General features: G+C 38.2%; 19 protein-coding genes. 9 read left to right on the top strand and 10 right to left on the bottom strand.

Annotation, left to right across the window (positions count from 1 at the left end; all coding sequences use genetic code 11):
• Window positions 1-8 precede the first annotated feature (8 nt).
• The 4 genes from HEQ36_RS17750 (at window position 9) to HEQ36_RS17735 (ending at window position 3,392) form a co-directional block, all read left to right on the top strand.
• A complete protein-coding gene (locus HEQ36_RS17750) occupies window positions 9-1,490 on the top strand; it encodes a DNA phosphorothioation system restriction enzyme (RefSeq protein WP_168637282.1) in 1,482 nt (493 codons plus the stop codon).
• A 146-nt stretch (window positions 1,491-1,636) separates the two neighbouring features.
• A complete protein-coding gene (locus tag HEQ36_RS17745; protein ID WP_053537797.1) occupies window positions 1,637-1,981 on the top strand; it encodes a type II toxin-antitoxin system RelE/ParE family toxin in 345 nt (114 codons plus the stop codon).
• 3 nt (window positions 1,982-1,984) lie between these two features.
• Window positions 1,985-2,278, top strand: coding sequence for a helix-turn-helix transcriptional regulator (locus HEQ36_RS17740; protein ID WP_039201443.1), 294 nt, complete (start codon window positions 1,985-1,987; stop codon window positions 2,276-2,278).
• 316 nt (window positions 2,279-2,594) lie between these two features.
• Window positions 2,595-3,392, top strand: a complete 798-nt coding sequence (locus HEQ36_RS17735; RefSeq protein ID WP_053537798.1) for a hypothetical protein — start codon at window positions 2,595-2,597, stop codon at window positions 3,390-3,392.
• Window positions 3,393-3,491: 99 nt separating this feature from the next.
• Here the strand turns inward: HEQ36_RS17735 and HEQ36_RS17730 are convergent, their stop codons facing one another.
• The 3 genes from HEQ36_RS17730 to HEQ36_RS17720 form a co-directional block, all read right to left on the bottom strand.
• Window positions 3,492-3,938: a hypothetical protein gene (locus HEQ36_RS17730; protein WP_039201442.1), complete on the bottom strand. Its 447-nt coding sequence runs from the start codon at window positions 3,936-3,938 to the stop codon at window positions 3,492-3,494.
• Window positions 3,939-3,968: 30 nt separating this feature from the next.
• Window positions 3,969-4,601 carry a Uma2 family endonuclease gene (locus HEQ36_RS17725; RefSeq protein WP_168637283.1) on the bottom strand — a complete coding sequence of 211 codons (633 nt, stop codon included), beginning with the start codon at window positions 4,599-4,601 and terminating at the stop codon, window positions 3,969-3,971.
• Between the two features lie 894 nt (window positions 4,602-5,495).
• Complete coding sequence (locus HEQ36_RS17720) at window positions 5,496-6,320, bottom strand: Uma2 family endonuclease (RefSeq protein WP_168637284.1); 825 nt, start codon at window positions 6,318-6,320, stop codon at window positions 5,496-5,498.
• 29 nt (window positions 6,321-6,349) lie between these two features.
• Here HEQ36_RS17720 and HEQ36_RS17715 point away from each other — a divergent pair, with 29 nt between their 5' ends.
• The gene (locus HEQ36_RS17715) at window positions 6,350-6,490 is read left to right on the top strand and encodes a hypothetical protein (RefSeq protein WP_168637285.1); all 141 of its coding nucleotides are present in this window, start codon (window positions 6,350-6,352) and stop codon (window positions 6,488-6,490) included.
• A 25-nt stretch (window positions 6,491-6,515) separates the two neighbouring features.
• On the opposite strand, the gene HEQ36_RS17710 is transcribed toward HEQ36_RS17715, so the two are convergent.
• Both HEQ36_RS17710 and dnaK read right to left on the bottom strand, forming a co-directional pair.
• Window positions 6,516-7,508, bottom strand: a complete 993-nt coding sequence (locus HEQ36_RS17710; protein WP_039201435.1) for a DnaJ C-terminal domain-containing protein — start codon at window positions 7,506-7,508, stop codon at window positions 6,516-6,518.
• A gap of 124 nt (window positions 7,509-7,632) precedes the next feature.
• Window positions 7,633-9,687: a molecular chaperone DnaK gene (gene dnaK, locus HEQ36_RS17705; protein WP_039201433.1), complete on the bottom strand. Its 2,055-nt coding sequence runs from the start codon at window positions 9,685-9,687 to the stop codon at window positions 7,633-7,635.
• 547 nt (window positions 9,688-10,234) lie between these two features.
• Between dnaK and HEQ36_RS17700 the strand changes: the two genes are divergently transcribed.
• The 4 genes from HEQ36_RS17700 to HEQ36_RS17685 all read left to right on the top strand — a co-directional run bounded on the left by HEQ36_RS17700 (window position 10,235) and on the right by HEQ36_RS17685 (window position 14,180).
• A complete protein-coding gene (locus tag HEQ36_RS17700; RefSeq protein WP_168634808.1) occupies window positions 10,235-11,122 on the top strand; it encodes an IS982 family transposase in 888 nt (295 codons plus the stop codon).
• Window positions 11,123-11,319: 197 nt separating this feature from the next.
• The gene (locus HEQ36_RS17695) at window positions 11,320-12,105 is read left to right on the top strand and encodes a M28 family peptidase (protein WP_168637288.1); all 786 of its coding nucleotides are present in this window, start codon (window positions 11,320-11,322) and stop codon (window positions 12,103-12,105) included.
• 330 nt (window positions 12,106-12,435) lie between these two features.
• Window positions 12,436-13,521, top strand: coding sequence for a ParA family protein (locus HEQ36_RS17690; protein WP_168637286.1), 1,086 nt, complete (start codon window positions 12,436-12,438; stop codon window positions 13,519-13,521).
• Window positions 13,522-13,745: 224 nt separating this feature from the next.
• Window positions 13,746-14,180 carry a DUF29 family protein gene (locus HEQ36_RS17685; protein ID WP_168637287.1) on the top strand — a complete coding sequence of 145 codons (435 nt, stop codon included), beginning with the start codon at window positions 13,746-13,748 and terminating at the stop codon, window positions 14,178-14,180.
• A 90-nt stretch (window positions 14,181-14,270) separates the two neighbouring features.
• On the opposite strand, the gene HEQ36_RS17680 is transcribed toward HEQ36_RS17685, so the two are convergent.
• The 5 genes from HEQ36_RS17680 to HEQ36_RS17660 all read right to left on the bottom strand — a co-directional run bounded on the left by HEQ36_RS17680 (window position 14,271) and on the right by HEQ36_RS17660 (window position 18,216).
• Complete coding sequence (locus HEQ36_RS17680) at window positions 14,271-14,609, bottom strand: type II toxin-antitoxin system HicA family toxin (RefSeq protein WP_233455606.1); 339 nt, start codon at window positions 14,607-14,609, stop codon at window positions 14,271-14,273.
• 2 nt (window positions 14,610-14,611) lie between these two features.
• Window positions 14,612-14,818: a type II toxin-antitoxin system HicB family antitoxin gene (locus HEQ36_RS17675; RefSeq protein WP_039201429.1), complete on the bottom strand. Its 207-nt coding sequence runs from the start codon at window positions 14,816-14,818 to the stop codon at window positions 14,612-14,614.
• 213 nt (window positions 14,819-15,031) lie between these two features.
• Window positions 15,032-15,727: a 3-oxoacyl-ACP reductase FabG gene (fabG, locus tag HEQ36_RS17670; RefSeq protein ID WP_053537806.1), complete on the bottom strand. Its 696-nt coding sequence runs from the start codon at window positions 15,725-15,727 to the stop codon at window positions 15,032-15,034.
• A gap of 74 nt (window positions 15,728-15,801) precedes the next feature.
• Window positions 15,802-16,542 (bottom strand): transposase, encoded by a 741-nt coding sequence (locus HEQ36_RS17665; RefSeq protein WP_290708167.1) that lies wholly within the window; start codon window positions 16,540-16,542, stop codon window positions 15,802-15,804.
• A 99-nt stretch (window positions 16,543-16,641) separates the two neighbouring features.
• Window positions 16,642-18,216: a reverse transcriptase domain-containing protein gene (locus tag HEQ36_RS17660; RefSeq protein ID WP_290706444.1), complete on the bottom strand. Its 1,575-nt coding sequence runs from the start codon at window positions 18,214-18,216 to the stop codon at window positions 16,642-16,644.
• Between the last annotated feature and the right edge of the window lie 491 nt (window positions 18,217-18,707).

Here is an 18,707-nt window from a genome sequence, read left to right as displayed (position 1 = left end):
ACCAATTTATGTACCTAACGCAAAATGCAGTACCGAAATTGCCTACTTTTAAGCTCAAGTTACCTTATGCGGGTGAGAAAAAAGGCAGTTATCAAATTAATAAATCATTACCGGGATGTCCAAAAATGCCTTTATCTCTGCAATTGCGGGGATATCAACGCCAAGCTGTGACTAGCTGGTTTGCTAATCATGGTAGGGGGACATTAAAAATGGCTACTGGTAGTGGTAAGACTATTACTGCATTAGCGATCGCTTGTGAATTGTATCAGCAAATTGGTTTACAAGTCTTGTTAGTGGTGTGTCCCTATCGTCATCTTGTCACCCAATGGGGCAGGGAATGTGAGAAATTTAACTTACAGCCGATTTTAGCATTTGATAATTTACGCAGTTGGCAAAGTCAACTTTCTACGCAAATCTATAATTTGTCTGCTGGTTCTCAAGATTTCGTCACGGTAATTACCACTAACTCGACTTTAATTGGTGATGGTTTTCAAACACAACTTAAATATTTTCCACCAAAAACATTGATTATTGGCGATGAAGCCCATAATTTAGGCGCACCAAAACTAGAAGAAAGTTTACCCCGAAAAGTTGGTTTACGTCTAGGTTTATCAGCCACACCAGAAAGATATTTTGATGATGATGGTACAGAATCTTTATTAGATTATTTTGGGAATATTCTTCAACCTGAATTTAGTTTACAGGATGCAATTTCTCAAGGTGCATTAGTTCATTATATCTATAATCCGGTGTTGGTAGAATTGACGGAAACTGAGAGTATCGCTTATTTAAAATTAACCAAAAAAATTGGGCGTTCTCTTCTTTATCGAGATCGAGATATGGGGGAAGCAGGAGATTTTGAAGACAACGAAGATATCAAATCATTATTAATGCAAAGAGCGCGGTTAATTGGCACAGCAGAAAATAAATTAATAGCATTAAAAGAATTAATGTCAACTCGTCGAGAAACCACCCATACACTCTTTTATTGTAGTGATGGTTCTCAAGAAATCGGACAACGTTATTCTCTGCGTCAACTCAAAGCCGTTTCTCAACTTTTGGGAGGAGAATTAGGTTATAAAGTCAGTACCTACACAGCAAATACTTCTTTAGAGGAAAGAGAAACTTTACGCCAGCAATTTGAAAGTGGAGAATTACAGGGTTTAGTCGCAATTCGCTGTTTAGATGAAGGTGTAGATATTCCCGCAATTCAAACCGCAGTTATTTTATCAAGTTCAGGAAATCCCCGCCAATTTATCCAACGTCGGGGACGGGTTTTACGTCCTCACCCTGGCAAAGAACGGGCAACGATTTTTGATATGATTGTTTTACCGCCAGATTTGGATAGAGAAACTATTGAAGTGGAACGAAATTTATTAAAGAAGGAATTACGGCGGTTTGTGGAATTTGCAGATTTAGCTGATAATGCTGGAGAAGCGAGGATGAAGTTATTGGCTTTGCAAAAACGATATGGGTTATTGGATATTTAATGTTATGCGGATTTATCAATAGTTATTGACTTTATGTACCAAAAAAGGTACAATATGGTGTAGCATCAAATCTAATGTATGTATTTGTTGAGTAAAGGTATACAGAATACCTAATTCTAACTTATACATTTAATTAGGTTAGATGTATGACAGATAAAAGAGTTCCGGCTGAATTTTATAGAAACGAGAATGGTACTGAACCAGTCCGTGATTGGTTAAAAAGTTTACTTAAAGAGGAAAGATTTTTGATTGGTGCTGATATCAAAACAGTTGAATTTGGTTGGCCAATTGGAATGCCAACCTGTCGGCCAATGGGTGACGGATTATTTGAAGTGAGAACAAATTTACCACAAAATCAAATTGCTCGTGTATTATTTTGTTTTTATGAAGGTAAAATGATATTGCTGCATGGCTTCATTAAGAAAAGTCAGAAAACTCCAAAAAAGCAATTGGAATTAGCCTTGAAACGTAAACACACATTGGAGGCATAAACTATGATACAGAATGCGTATATTGGTTCTTCTTTTGATGATTTTTTGGAAGAAGATGGAATGTTAGATGAAATCAATTTAATAGCTATTAAAAGAGTGATTGCTTGGCAGATTAAAGAAGCAATGGCTGAGAAAAATCTTACTAAAACAGCAATGGCTGAGAAAATGAAAACAAGTAGATCATCTGTTGATAGACTTTTAGATCCTGATAATTCTTCTATTACTTTAGAGACAATTGATAAAGCTGCTAGAGTTGTTGGTAAGAAAATCCGTTTTGAATTAGTAGATACTGTTTAAAAAATAGTGTTAGGTTAAGCAAAAAAACAACCTCCGGCTTTTTGGATCAAAACATTATTTTATGTTTATTCTTGATCTTCAGGGTATAGGACATAATCTACATCTTCTTTTTGGAATTTATTCGTAAGCAGTAAGCTGATTAATTTTTTTCTGTTAGGTCCCGGATGAATTTTGATAGAGATACGTTGTTCACTTGACATCTTTTGAGTTATCCCTGTTCTGTCAGAGTAGGGATATATAACAATAATCAATAGTTATTGAATTTGTGTACTAGAAAAGGTAAAATATAGTCACTTATTTTACATCAGGGTATTGTATGCAAACTCCATCAAATCTGTTATTTTCCAAGTTCCAACCCCAAGAATTTAATCAACTATGTCAAGAAATTTCTAATGTGTTTGAAACCTCTCCAGCCGAATTAGCAGAACTATACAAAAAAATTCATGATAACTTTCACATTGACGGCTGGCCAAAACAATTCACAGAAAGGAATTTCTTCAAATCTCAGGACGAAAAATTTCATAATGACTACTATCAAAAATCACCTGTGATTGCTGTTGACTTACCTAGTCTCATGGAACTGAAAAACGATTCTGTTAATAAACCAACAATTGCTGTTATTGCTCAAGATCCTTACGGTAAAGACCTTTGTCAAGATGTAATAGTTGGTACACCTTTTGGGCTACATCATAAAGATTCCCGTGAAAAATATCCTCCTGAAACAGTATTTTATTTTGAAATAATTTATAATCTGCTTGAGGAACTGAATTGTAAGGTATATTTAACTGATGCTTACAAGATATGGGTTGGGGATCATACAAAGCAAAAAATAGAGAGAAGACGACTGCGAATAAAAGATCGACAAAGATTTATTCAACTGTTAAAGCGGGAATTGAATATAATTAATCCAGTTGGATTAATTACTTGGGGTAAAGAAGCCAAAGATGCGGTCAATCAAATAAACTTAGGAATTAAACATAAATATTTTCCTCATCCATCAGGTAGTAATGGTGCTGAGTGGAAAAAGATAATAGATGGTCGCATAACTCACGAAAATAAATTAAAGTTCTATAAAGAAAGCATTAAAAGCATTAAAAAACAATGGGAAATATAAAACTACATAGCACTAAGAAGGATTACTATAGTTGATTTATCGTTATCTTTTGGGAAGAAAAAGTTTTACTTTATTGGATAATAATACAATAACTAAAAATTAATCTTCTTCCCAAAAAAACAAAGATTCAAGTTTACCAGATTCAGTAAAGGTGATTGCAGCTATTAAACATTGAGGTAAATTAACACAAACTTTCTCAGCATAATTCCCCGCTTGTCCACCAACAATTAATTTTGGCTCATTATCAGAATTCACACTATTATTTTTAGCATAGACATCTGATTTAGCTATTTCATAATTAACCGGATATAAGAGAGAATAAAAAACCTCATCATCTAAGGTTGCAGTAACAATATATTTACCAGCATTACCACCACCAATCATCATATAACTCTCGTCGTCTACTTCTAAACTGACTAAAGTTTTAGTATTACCATCTAAATCACAAATAGCTGTTTTAATTTGTTGCAAATTTGGATTTTCAATGAAGTTTTCTTCATTTCTGTTTCCCGTCCAGTTGTCTGTATATAATTTTGATACAAACATTATTGCCTCCTTGACTTTGCGGTAAGTAAACTACCCTATCTTCCCTTTTACCCAAGTGCGGAAAGATTTCAACAAAGCAATTTCACCCATAGTTTTACTTTGCTGGATAAATCTATTCATATCCCCAGCAGAAACTAGAGGAAAAGTCATACTAAACTTAATTTCAATATATTGATTTTCCACCAATTGATAAAACTTCAAAACTTCACCGTCATATCTCCAAAGTTCAGCCACACCTAAAGCCGCATAAATATTAAACTTATTCACAGAACTGCTAGTAATATCAATTTCAACTGCTAAATCTGGAGGAGGATCTATTTCTAAATTTAAAGTTTCCTTACCTCTCATAACTGCTTCATTTTGGATATAATAGCAACTATCTGGTTCTATTCCCTTTGCAAAGAGTTTACGTTTTAATGTTGTAGAACCAGCGCTTCTAAGTTCTATATCTAATTCTTCAGCTAAGGAAAATATCAATCTGTCAAATTGAATTTTTGGATTTTCGTGTTCAAATAGTGGAGTCATAATTTCTAAAGTACCGCAGTCATAAGCAAACCGAGAACCCCTATCCTCACCTGTATCTCTTAACAAGGCTTCAAAGGTTTCCCAGCTAACGTTATATAAAACCGTTCTTTGTTCAGCAGTAATTGACTCCGGAAGCATATACAATACCTATTCCATCACGATACTAGATAAAATACTGAGAATTTTACTGATATTATTAATATAATAATCTGTCAAGTCAATTTCTACCACTTGATTAATCAGGTTTAAAAATTCCAGTTATACTCAAAACTGCTAGTACCGCAAGGCGGAAGTCAAAAGTCAAAAGTCAAAATGAAGACAGTATAGGCTTTTGGAGGATTTAGAATGGTTGGTTTATTTACGCCGTTTTGTACTAGAAGCTGGACTTTTTTATCATACAAAGAACAAGGTTCAAAGCCTCTCCAGTATTAAATATTATTCCTTTTCCCTCTCCTCTTAGGAGAGGGTTAGGGAGAGGTGCAAAGGAGAGGTTTACCAGAGGGGTTTCATATTTGGTTAAACCATGAACCGATTGCAGTATAGTAAGTAGTGAGACAGAATTAATTACACAATGTCATTGCGTAAACGTTGCGTGGCGTTAGCCATATGGAACGAAGTAAAATGAAGCAATCGCAAGGGTTGTGATTGCTTCCCTTCGCTCGCAATGACTGTAAATTTTTAATCGAAAACGGCAGGGACAATTGTTGGGGTGACGCTTTGTGTTCAGTCCTGACCTTGGGTATACTACTATTGCTGATGCCTAAACTCGTCAAAAACCGACTACCCCAACTACATTTTTCTTGTTTCTTTTTTGGTGGTTTATATCGCTCGCAAAAGCCTTTGTAGCGTTTGGCACAGTCATCTAATCTGCTGACAAACTTTTTGATATCCTACGATCCACTTTTCCCAAACTAGCCAAGTATGAATTATCAATTGACAATTGACAATTGATAGCTAACTGTGCAAAATTAATTGAATATTTTAAATGTTGGGTTTCCTTGCGTCAACCCAACCTGCACAAAGTGTGTTATTTCATAAAATGTCAGGGTCAATATTCAATTCTCTGAGTTTGGCAGCTAAACGTTCTGCAAGTTGTGTTTGTTGTTCTGCGAGTTGTGTTTGTTGTTCTGCACGTTGTGTTTGTTGTTCTGCGAGTTGAGCCTGTTGTTCTGCACGTTGAGCCTGTTGTTCTGCAAGTTTGGTTGCTTCTTCTGTGAGTTGAGCTTGTTGTTCTGCACGTTGGGTTGCTTGTACCCCATATTCTTCTGGTGTTAGCATTAACTGTCCTTCTGGCAGAAAATAACGCAATTTACCGTCATGGACACCTAAATATAAATTTAGCTGCTGACTCCATAATAAACCTTGAGGATTAGGTTCTATGGGTTGATATGTTCCACCAAACAAGATAAAACCAGCAAATTCTAAATTTTGCGGATTAAACCAGAAATATTCAGGTGTGCGGAAAATATCTTGATAAATTTGTTTTTTTAACCCTTTATCAGTGGAAACAGTGGAGGGAGAAAGCAATTCTATAATTAAGTTAGGATATTTACCATCTTCCTCCCAGACTACCCAATTATTGCGATCGCGGTTTTCTGTATCCAGCACTAGGAAAAAATCTGGACCACGAAAATCTTTGGTTTTAATTTGCCGAGGACTGTAATAAATAGTCATGTTCCCAGCAACAAAATAGTCATTAATTTTATTTATATCTCGCCACCACCAATTGAGACATTGGATTAGTAGTAGCATTTGTTGTAGATGTAAAGATGATTCCAAAGGGGGTTCGTCACTTTCTAGATTACTTGGTGGAAATATTACATCCAAACCGGGTTCAATATTTTGGGTGACGGTCATAGCTGCAAGTTAGTGGAGGATCTATTTTTATGGTAACAGATACTCAAAAAAGTTGTCATCCTCATATTTTACTGCCCATTATTGTGGAAAATTCAATTTCTCAGCCTCTCATTGTTAATGGTTACAAATATCAACATTTACGTTGTTCTTTTAATCCTGTTAATCCTTAAATCCTGGAAATCCTGATTCTGACAATTAAATTAAATCAGCACGAGGTTTAAAGGTTTCTATTTCTCGCAATTTTTCATAAAGTTCCCGTTCTTGGGGAGTAATATTTTTGGGAGTTACTATCTGAATTTCTACCAGTTGATCACCTCGTTGACCGCTTTCACTAGGGTAGCCTTTATTACCAAGACGGAATCTTTGTCCAGACCTGACACCAGGGGGAATGGTCATTTTCACTGGACCATCAAGGGTAGGTGCTTCAACTTGTCCGCCTAATGTTGCTTCACTGGGAGTTACAGGGACTTGACAGAAAATGTTAGCCCCTTCCAGCTTAAACAAAGGATGAGGATCAACGGTAATTTTCAAGTATAAATCACCACCACTAATTCCTTGATTTCGTAAGCGGATGGTTTGTCCTGTCACCATAGCTGGGGGCATTGTCACTTCGAGCGATCGCCCGTCCTCTAACCTTATTCTCTCATTCCCACCTTGATAAGCTTTTTCCAATGGTAAAGTTAATCTGGCTTCGATATCCCTGCGAGTGCTACGGGGTGGAGTATTGACAGTATATGCCACTTTAGTTCTAGGAGTGCGAAAGGGGTCGCTAGTGGTGGTGCTTCCCGGACTATTTTTAGGATCTTTACGGTTGCTGACACCAATCACTTGATTGACAAAACTTTCAAAATCGTTGAATTGGCTGGGGTCTACATCCTGACTAGAACGCCCGTTAGGACGGCTATCCCAACCTTTAGGCTTGGGAGTTTGTTTATTGCCAGCAAAGCCGTTTTGTTGCCAATAGCGGCTAAATTGGTCATATTGCGATCGCCTGCTAGAATCGGAAAGGATTTCATAAGCCTCCCCAATAGTTTTAAATTTCTCCTCAGCTTCCTTATTCCCTGGGTTCAGATCAGGGTGATATTGTCTAGCTAAACGCCGATAAACCTTTTTAATTTCTTCGCTTGTGGCATCTTTAGAAACTCCTAAAATCTCGTAATAATCCCGAAAATTTTGCAAATTTTGCATATATTTAAACGTCAGTGGTCAGTGGTCAGTGGTCAGTGGTCAGTGGTGTTTCTACTTGTGACTGACCCTGCAAATCCAATATTGGGAAAGATATTAAATCCCAATTTAAAAATCTAAAATCGAATTATAACCAATCATCGTCATCATCCCAGTTATCCTGGTAGCTGGGGCGTTTGCTGCGAGTGGGACGACTTTCATAATTGGGAGAACGCCCTGGGTTGCCATAATCTCTGTTAACACCTCGGTTAGATGAATCTCGTTGGCGATAGTTATCTCTGTAAACATCCCGTTCCGGTTCTCTTTCTTTTTCACCCACGAAGATTTCCCGGATAGCGCCAAATAAATCCTCATCTTCATCCTCAGCATAATACTGACGGACTTCTCTATTCAGTTCATACAGAGCATCTTGTAAATCAGCATAAGCCTGATCAATCCCCCGATCTTCGTCAGCTTGTAAACTTTCTCGTAAATTTCGGCAAATATTATCAATGCGTTGACGACGGTTACGGGCAAATTGCATTCCCATTTCCAAAGCCACTTCTCGCAGTTGCCGTTCTGCTTGTAATATTAACGCTTCGGCACGGGTACGTTTTTCAACTCGTTCTTTCCGTTCTCTGTCAACATCGGCGTATTTTTGAGCATCCTGAATCATCCGGTTAACTTCTGATTCACTCAAAGTAGAAGCACCTTGAATAGTAATGCTTTGTTCCCTGCCAGTGGTACGATCTAGTGCCGTTACCTGGAGAATCCCATTAGCATCAATATCAAAGGATACTTGAACTTGAGGAATACCTCTGGGGGCTGGAGGAATACCATAGAGTTTAAACCGTCCCAAGGACTTGTTATCTGTAGCCATGTCCCTTTCACCCTGCACTACATTGATTTCTACACTGTTTTGGTTATTTTCAGAAGTAGAAAAAATATCAGAACGACGGACTGGGATGGTTGTATTCCGGGGGATGAGTTTTTTCATTACACCACCGATGGTTTCTAAGCCCATAGATAGGGGTGTGACATCTAAGAGGAGAACATCTTTAAGTTCACCAGCCAGAATACTGCCCTGAATAGCTGCACCTACAGCGACGACTTCATCAGGATTGACGTTTTCATTAGGTTCAATGCCAATTAAGTCTTGAACTAGCTGTTTTACCATTGGCATTCTCGTAGAACCACCAACGAGGACAACTTCTTCAATATCTACAGGAGAAAGTCCGGCATCTTTTAACGCCCGTTTGACTGGTGTTCTGATTCTACTCAATAAGTCTACACATAAACCTTCAAATTGCGATCGCGTCAGGCGAGTTTCTAGGTGTTTTGGACCATCTTCCGTGGCGGTAATGAAGGGTAAATTAATATCGGTGACACTGACGGCAGAAAGCTCTATTTTCGCCTTTTCTGCGGCTTCCATTAACCGTTGCAAAGCTTGGCGATCGCGTCTTAAGTCTACACCCTCTGCTTCTAAAAACTGTTCCGCCAACCAATCAACTACTTTTCTATCAAAATCATTGCCACCAAGTTGAGTATCTCCACTAGTAGCTTTAACCTCAAATACGCCGTCACCTACTTCGAGCAAGGACACATCAAAAGTTCCCCCACCTAAATCAAACACGAGAATAGTTTCTGTGTAACCTCGATCTAATCCGTAAGCCAAAGATGCCGCTGTGGGTTCGTTGAGAATTCGTAACACATCTAAACCAGCAATTCTGCCCGCGTCACGGGTAGCTTGGCGTTGGGAATCATTAAAATAAGCCGGAACAGTAATGACAGCCCCGGTAACAGGTTCACCCAAATAACGACTAGCATCATCAGCTAATTTTTTCAGCACCATAGCTGAAATTTCTTCTGGAGAAAATTCCTTATTCAGCCGAGGACAGGCAACTTTAATATTGCCAACTTCATCTTTACGGATAGTGTAAGGTACGCGCTTAGAATCTGGGTTTAATTCGCCATACTTGCGCCCAATGAAGCGTTTTACCGCAAAAAAGGTATTTTGGGGATTAAGGACGGTTTGCCGTCTGGCCATTTGCCCCACAACCCTTTCCCCTTCTTTACTAAAGCCAACGACGGAGGGGGTTGTTCGCATTCCTTCTGCATTGGCAATCACCACCGGCTTGCCACCCTCCATGACGGCGACTACTGAGTTGGTTGTACCCAAGTCGATGCCAACTACCTTGCCCATGCGTTACTCGTCTCCTGTTGCGTGTTTTATAAATTTATTATGATATAATAATACTGCTTTTAGCTTGGTGCTAAATCAGGTCAACAATCCAATAATATAATAGTCATCATTATTAAATCAGGAATTAGAGGCATTTTAGCAACAGCAGTGCTACTTGCTAAACTAGGATAGCATTTTAGGTCAGTTGTCAGTTGTCAGTGGTCAGTTGGAAAAGGAAATTTTGATCTTTACTCTTGCCCATTAAACATTATCTTTATCCACTTTGAATTTAAAACAGCGGTTAGAAACCCATCTTCACCTGAGTTCGATGTAAGAAAACCAGCTAAAAATGAGTATTCAAAAGGGTTAGAGGCTTTTCTGGAAAGAGCCTATATTCTCAATAAGCCTTAATTATTGAGAATTAATAGGAAACCAGCCTAGATTTAAGTAAATTTTCATAACAAAATCTAAATTTATATTACGAATACTATTTGAATACAAACTCAAAGTACCTCAGATTAGGGACAATAGAAGAGGTTTAATTAAAGAAAATTAATGATTATAACTCATGGAATTAGAAACTATTTTCTGTGAAATTGATGATTTTTGTACCTATTTTGAGCCAATATTTCAAGCTCAACTTATCCCATCCCAAATAAAAAAAAGAATTAGACCCAGCCGATTATGTCTAAGTGAAATTATGACAATAATTGTGTATTTTCATCGCTCTAGTTACCGCAATTTTAAAGATTATTACCTGAAACATATCTTCAAATATTGCCAAGGTGAATTTCCCAATTTAGTGAGTTATCAAAGATTTGTTGAATTAATGCCAAATGCTTTAATTCCCTTGATGTATTATCTGAATACACGAAAAGGACTCAATACAGGTATAAGTTTTATTGATAGTACCTCTATTCCCATTTGTCATTCTAAAAGAGCCAAGACAAATAAGGTCTTTAAAGATTTAGCTGGCTGGGGGAAAAGTTCTATTTGTTGGTATTTTGGGTTTAAACTTCATTTGATTATTAATGATCAAGGAGAGTTACTTGCGTTTCAAATTACTCCTGGAAATACAGATGACCGAAAACCTGTTCCCACTTTGACTAAGAACTTATTTGGGAAAATATTTGGAGACAAAGGATATATTTCTCAAAAACTCTGGCTTGAACTTTGGTCTAATGGACTCAAATTAATCACTCCTTTCAAGAAAAATATGCGGAATAAGCTCTTGTCCCTGGAGGAGAAATTAATGCTCCGAAAACGCTCTTTAATTGAAACTGTTAATGACCAACTCAAAAATATTTCACAACTTGCTCATTCTCGACATCGAAGTGTTACTAATTTCATGGTTAATGTTGTTGCTGCAATAATAGCTTATACTTGGCAACCTAAAAAACCTTCTTTAAGATTTGATGAAAATGAAATTGAAACCTTACCAGTTTTATTAGCTTAATTACCAATTAAATATCAATATTACCTAATAGTAAATACATTTCAAAAAATTAATTTTTTGAGAACTTTTTGGCGTGGGCTTTAATTCTCAATAACCAATACTTATTGACAGAACTGTTGCTGTTACGTACTTTTAGACTTTTTATTTACATCGAACTCAGGTATCTTCAGGAAGTAGCCAGAGAACGCAACCCATACATGGACAGTGCGGCGCATTTCTTTGTTCAAGAATACATTCGCCAGCAATTAGGACAATGGGGAAGTGTGGAAATCCACACCTTTGAAGTCAGAGGCAAAACCTGTAAAAACCTAATTTTAAATTTACCCGCTGCAACCACAAAACAAAAGGCAGATTTACCACCTATTTTAATTGGCGCTCACTATGATGGTGTCCCTGGTACAGTAGCAGCGGATGATAATGCGACAGGGGTGGCAGTTTTATTAGAATTTGCCAGAAGTTTTGCCGAAACTCCCGCGAGATATCCTTTGCGGTTGGTGGCTTTTGACATGGAAGAATATGGGTTGTTAGGTAGTGCTAATTATGCAGCTTTGTTGCACGAACAAAAGCAACCTCTTCGCTTGATGATATCTTTAGAAATGTTGGGATATCGAGATTCTACTCCTGGTTCTCAAAATTACCCATTTCCTTTACAGTTTTTTTACCCCAATCGTGGTGATTTTATAGCTTTAATTGGCAATTTAAGGACTTTGGGTGATTTAATTAGTTTAAGTAAAAGTATTGATCAATCTGGTATATTTAGTCAATGGCTACCAGCACCAAATCGGGGTTTATTAGTTCCCCAAACTCGTCTAAGTGATCATGCACCTTTTTGGGATGAGGGTTATCCGGCAATTATGGTGACAGATACGGCGTTTATGCGAAATCCTCATTATCACAAACCCAGTGACACTATTGCCACTTTGGATTTAGATTTTTTGACGGGTGTATTTGAGGGTTTGGAACAGGGAATTAGGCGATTTTAAATTAAGATTATTGTCTGAATCAGGATATCCAGGATTAAAGGATTAACAGGATTAAAACTTCGTTCGGCAATAAGAGATTCCTACGGAGTACTTCGCGATCACATGATTCCTCTCTTTTCTAAAGTTTACTGGAGGCGATCGCTATTTCATCCAACAACAAATACTTTCAAATTATGTGATGTGTTTTGGAGTGTGATCGCAAATGATCAGAAGTCGGCATATATTAAGACCTATGCTAATTAATAGTATCATGTCTTGTGGAAAGCACCTCATAAAACATGATACAATAGGGGCTTATCAGCAAGATATCTACATACTCACAGATAGCAAATGACTAAGATAATTTCTTTGTTCAACAATAAAGGTGGTGTTGGCAAAACAACTACTGTTTTTAATTTAAGCGCTTCTTTGGCAAGAAAAGGAAAAAAAGTTCTTCTAATTGATTTTGATCCTCAGTGTAATCTTTCAATTGCTACAATTGGTTACGACGAGTTTTCAGATTATATTAAAAGGACAAAAGAGTATCCTTTTGGAAAAACTATTAGAGCTTTTGCTCAACCATCTTTACAACCGACTCAAAGTATTAAAGTCCATGTAACACAGCCTAAATACCAACTAAGCTGTCTTCATGACCAAATGGAAACCATAGATGGTCAAGTTTTAATAGATGTTATAGCAGGTGATTTTTGGCTAAATAGTTTTGCTGACGTTTTAACTGTTGGAACAGATGTTGTTCAAGGCTCAGGGCTATACAAATTTCTAATCCCTTTTCTTCTAGTAGAAAAACTTAAAGAAGAAGAAAAGAAGATTTACGATTATGTCTTAATCGATCTGCCTCCTTCTTTTAATACTCTAGTACGTTCTGCATTGTATTGTTCCGATTATTTTCTAGTGCCTTGTACTCCCGACTCATTTTCTTCCTATTGTGTTAATTTAATTGGGGAAGTTTTACCATCTTTTATCGAAGATTGGAATCAAGGCAGAAAGCGGTATGAAGCTTCAAATAAATACGATGAAATTATACCCTTAAAAGGTCAACCTAAATTTGGCGGCTGGATATTTAATGGGTTTGATACAACGATATACACCAGTACGAAAGAACGTAAAGAAATCGGATCTCATAAATTTCATCTTGATCAAATATTGGACACAATGAGAAATAGTCTCTTTCCTAAACTAAATGGAATTTCTTCTTACTCTTGTCTTCCTAGCTTCGTCACACCTGAACCTGCCGCAAAAATTGAAGACTTAAATACAATGGCTGCTGAAATTCAGAAGTTAAATGTACCTCTTAGCGATTTATCTTCATGGAAACCAACAATATTTTCATCTTGGTCAAGTTTTCAAAAAGAACTAATGAAAAGAATGAACCAAGAATACTCTTTTTTGGCAGATTATGTAATTAATAATTTTTAGTGTTAAGAACAACATTAGTAAACCGAAACAAGATTAGTGCGGGAGTCAAAGAAAGCAAATTTTCATTTCTTAGCATCAAAGTGAAATTCTCAAGTTTACGATTATACTATCCGAAGGTCAGGGTAGCGATTACTAGGTCGCGCTTCGCTATCGCCTCTTATCTTAATGGATATAGTAACTAATGCTATAACTACTATATATCCCATTCTCACATCACTAAAGATATGGAAGAACTTTTGACATTAAGGGAATTACTACTTAAAGGTGATATGACTGGAGCTTTGGCAATTGTTGACGAATTAGAAGAAATGAGCAGAGACGATAAAATCAACAACATTCGTAGCTATGCAGTAATTCTGCTCATACATCTAATCAAGCAAAAAGCAGAAAATCGCACTACGAAATCGTGGGAGCTATCAATTCGCAACTGTATACGCGGTATCCAAACCAAAAACCAGCGACGTAAAGCTGGCGGAACATACCTCAATACCGATGAATTAAGCCTAGCAATTTCTGAAGCTTATACAGAAGCAGTTGATCGCGCCTCCTTAGAGGTTGAAGAAGGACGCTATGAACCCCATGAGTTAGCCAAACTAGTCAACCGTCAAGAGATATGCGATCGCGCCATGATTTTAATCTCTACAAATCTAGAAATTTAAACTGGGTGTTAAGGATTCTAATGGGAGCTTAGGCGATTCAGAAGGTCAGCGTAGCGATCGCCAATACTACAAATAATACATACAATATATTTAAACATTGGCAATAAATTCTTCTACTGTTAACCCAGCAGTTCGTATCAGACCGAGTAAAGTCCCTTTTGCCACCTCATGATGATCAGGAACAGACAAAGTTACCATTTCACCTTCTTTGACCAAAATTATATGACTTGCACTTTGGCGTGCAAATCGCCAGCCCAGCTTTTCAAAGGTACGAACTAAGTAGGTGAACACAATAAAACCAAACTGTGTAAAGAAACGTAAAATCGCTGAAAACTTCTTTACTATTGCCTCTTGCCTTGCTATAACGACAATTTTCAACGTCAACCTACTTACTTCTTGTCCACTCAGACCAGGTAGTTTTGATGCCATAACTATACTAAGACTTCTACTTGTTTAGTTTCAATAGTCAATGGCAAGCCAATCTCTGCCCTAACCTGCAAGCAAGCAAAAATTGCATCTTGAATATTCTCTAAAGCCTCTTCTTTTGTCGCTCCCTGACTAATGCAACCAGGAATACTAGGACATTCAATCATCCAGACACCATCTTCATCTCGATCAATCGTAACATTGAATTTCATACTAAGTTGTAGTTAAGTAATACCTGTATTTTAGCTTTTAAAATTTCGATTATCCAACTGAACTTCCACAGTTTTAGTCTTAATGAAAGATTACCGCAAATTCTCGGAAAAAGTCAATTGCGATCGCTTTAAATAATAATTATAAGTGATACCTGCTGAGTAACAAACAGATACCACTCTCATAATCGTTCTCTTTCTCAGTCGTGGTTTATTTCACAAACTACCATAAACGGGAATGACTGCGCCACGAATATCAATAGCTGCTTCTGAGGCTAAGAAGCAGATAACTTGGGCGATAGATTCGGGTTTTACCCATTTATCAGCGTTTTCTGCACCCATAGCGGCTCTATTGCTGGGAGTATCAATGATACTGGGGAGAATGGTATTAGCTGTAATATTAGTATTTTTGGTTTCATGAGCGATCGCTTTTGTTAAGGCTATTACCCCAGCTTTGGCCGCAGAATAAGCCGCTAAATTTGCCGCAGGTTCAGCACCAGCGCGAGAACCTACAGTCACAATACGCCCATAACCATTTTCTAGCATACTTTCAAGGCTATATTTACAAGTTAAAAAAGTTGTATTTAAGTTTAAGTCTATTTGCTGTTTCCAATCATCAAAGCTGTATTTGTGAGTTTTTCCCATAGAAAAACCACCAACTAAATGAATTAACACATCCACTTTTGTCATGCGGCTGACCAGTTTCTCTACTGAGGCTTCATCTTCCAAATTAGCAGGAATAAAATGAATTCTCGCAAAATCCGCCGGCGAAATAATTCCTTTGAGCCGTTCTACATCTTGAGGATTACGATAAGGAATAGTTACATCTGCACCTTGGGCGATAACTGCGGGTGTGACACCTAAACCGAGTCCCCCTGTGCCACCTGTAAGTAAAACTTGTTTGCCTTTCATTATAAAGATGCACTCCTTGGATATTCTTTATTCAAGATAGCTTGACACTCCCCGGTCTAAAGACGCGGGGATTCTTAATCGAATAATTGTAAAGACAACTGCTCGAATAATATCCGCTTTTCAGGTATTACCTTAGATGTACGGTTCTTGCCCTGATCCTGTTTGCCATTACTGGCAGAATCATCTCTGACAAGCGTAACTTTCCCGCAGTCCGCAGGTAGGTTTTTAATGTCTTTGCTGACAAATTTTAAATTAGCTCTTCGTAAAATTGTCCGGGAGGCTTGAGTATCAGCATGGTCAATATGACCGCAGTTTTCACAAATGAACTTTTCGCCATCTCTGTTAGCTTTACTAATATGATGACAAGCCGAACATTCTTGAGAAGTAAATTTAGGATTAACGGATAATACTGGCTTACCAGACTTCAATGCCAGCCAAGCGATTTTAGAAAATAAGTCACCCCAACTGGCATCAGAAATAGAGCGATTTAACCCACGTTTTGCAGATTGACCATTAGGCATAAATCGCCCTTTCTGCCGTTTAGGTTTGCAGCGGGACTTCATCGCCTTAACATTTAGATCCTCTTGGACAATTGCCTCAGCGGTGTTAACAACTTTATTGGCTGCTTTCCATTGATGATCATTCCGTTTATCTGCAATCTTTTTATGTAGTTTGGCGACTCTTTTCCCGGCTTTTTTACGATTATTAGAACCCTTGACTTTACGGTTAACCCGGCGCTGTCTGATTCTTAATTGACGACGGACTTTTTTGTTAGTTGCAAATTTAGGATTTTCAATAAATGAACCATCCGACAAAGAAATTAATTTAGGTAGAGTCGAGGGCGGGTATTATCCCGCGCCCCTCTCTGTTAAATCTGGACGTGCCACTTTCACGGCATCCAGCTTCCGATGTTCTTAGCTTTCGCTTTTGCTCATGTGAATATAATCGTGGCAGCTTTCATGAATTGCTAGAAGGTTTTTAGGTTTACCATTCTTATGGTTTCCATCTATATGATGTAAGTGTACCTTCTCATCACTGAGCATTTTTAACCCACAATTACCACATTTATGGTTTTGCCGTTTGAGGGCTTTAGAGGTGTTACCGTCATATAACTTACTGTTGCGTTCGCTCCAGTAGGTTATATCTCCGTCGTAGGGTGATTTTTCACCTTTGACATTGATATGTTTATTTTCGGAGTAAGGGACTGCTGGGAACGCCTTATCTAGTAATTGCTTACTAGTGTAGCGATTCTGCTTTGTTTCCTTGTTGAATACCCTAAATGCTCTAGTTTCGATGTGGAATAACGAGTTTCTTGACCCGTCCATCTTGCAGAAGCGGTGGTAATTCCTCCAACCTCTAACTACAGGGGCTAATTTCTCAGCCTTTGTGGTAGAACCATAATTCGAGTTGTTGACGATGTGTTTTACTTTCTTGCGGAAAGCTTTGAAATTGTCCGCTGATGGGACGCATCTAAACTTCCCGTTTTTCTGGACTTTAAAATTCCAGCCGAGGAAATCAAACCCCTCTGTCGCGGCGGTTAACTTTGTCTTTTTCTCACTGACTTTCATTCCCCGCTCTGCTAAGAACTGACTGATTTTGTCAAGTATATCAGTTGCATCGTCTTGTGGTCTGAGTATTATTACCATATCATCGGCGTAGCGAATTGATGGCTCAATAATCCTTTCCTTTGGGGTCTTGTCTGTGATTCTGTAGCCTGACATCTGGTGATATCTGTGAATACTTTCAATCCCATTTAAGGCGATGTTAGCTAAAAGTGGACTTACCACCCCGCCTTGAGGTGTTCCTTGTTCAGGAAACTCTGGATTAACTCCGGCTTTGAGACAGCGGAATACTCCCTGTCTTATACTCTTAGGAGCGATAAGTTTATCCATGATGGCGGTATGGTTTATCCTGTCAAAGCATTTTTCAATATCGAGTTCTATAACTCGTTTATCTATTCCATTGCAAAATGAGCGTAGGTTGTTGAACAGGATTTTCTGGGCATCGTGAGCCGAACGCCCCGTCCTAAACCCATAGCTGTATGCGTGGAAGGTTGCTTCGTGCGCTGGTTCTAATGCGTATTTGATAAGGCATTGATACGCCCTATCGGCAATAGTGGGGACTTTGAGAATCCGGGTTTTACCATCCTTTTTAGGGATGGGTATTTCACGCAATCCCTGGTGATTCCAGTTATTGCATTCTGTTCTAAGTTTTTCATTTAGTTCAAACCTTTGCTCGAATGAGAGCGCGGTTTTCCCGTCAATTCCCGCTGTCTTTTTCCCAGCATTTAGCTGTGTTACTTGACGAATAGCCAGTAATCTTGCTGCGGTTGATTTCAGAATCAGCTTTTGTAGGGACTTAGCTTTGCGCTTGTCGCCAACTTGAACCGCTTTGTACACTCGTTTTTGTAGGCGGAATAGGTTACGGCGGAATTTCTTCCAAGGTAACGTTTTCCAGGATTCACTAGAGTTTTCTCTGTGTCTAATCATGCTCTGCTCCAATTTGTGTATTCTGAACACCTCAGACCAATTACGGTCTGTCCTACCCGAATTGAAGGAGTTCCGCTGCTCGTCTAGCCTACTTTAGGGTTCGACCTCCCTAAGACCCTCAATCCGTTTTTATTCGTTCCCTCGGTTAGATTGTTAGTTCCTTTAGGTGTAGCCATTTCAACTACTGGAATCCCTAGACTCTTGCCGCTATTAATTAAAGATGCGGCGGGAATTAATTCCAGTTAAGTCAGGATTTTTAATGTTGTGTCCTGCTTCGTAGTTAGTCGCTTTTCTAGGCTCTGTTTCACCGTGGGAACTCCCCATTAGCACCAGTGTCACCCCACAACGGATGTCTGATTGCGCCCTGTTCCTAGCTTCGACCTCCCGAAACCGAGTCGGGTCATCGTAGGCAGATAGGGAGTCATACCTGAGTCTGGTAGATGGGACTTACACCCATATCAGACCGAGAGTTCAACCTTTCCTCTATTACT

The organism is Anabaena sp. 54 (assembly GCF_017355725.1).
Lineage (GTDB): Bacteria > Cyanobacteriota > Cyanobacteriia > Cyanobacteriales > Nostocaceae > Dolichospermum > Dolichospermum heterosporum.
This window is presented reverse-complemented; position numbering and strand designations above follow the sequence as displayed.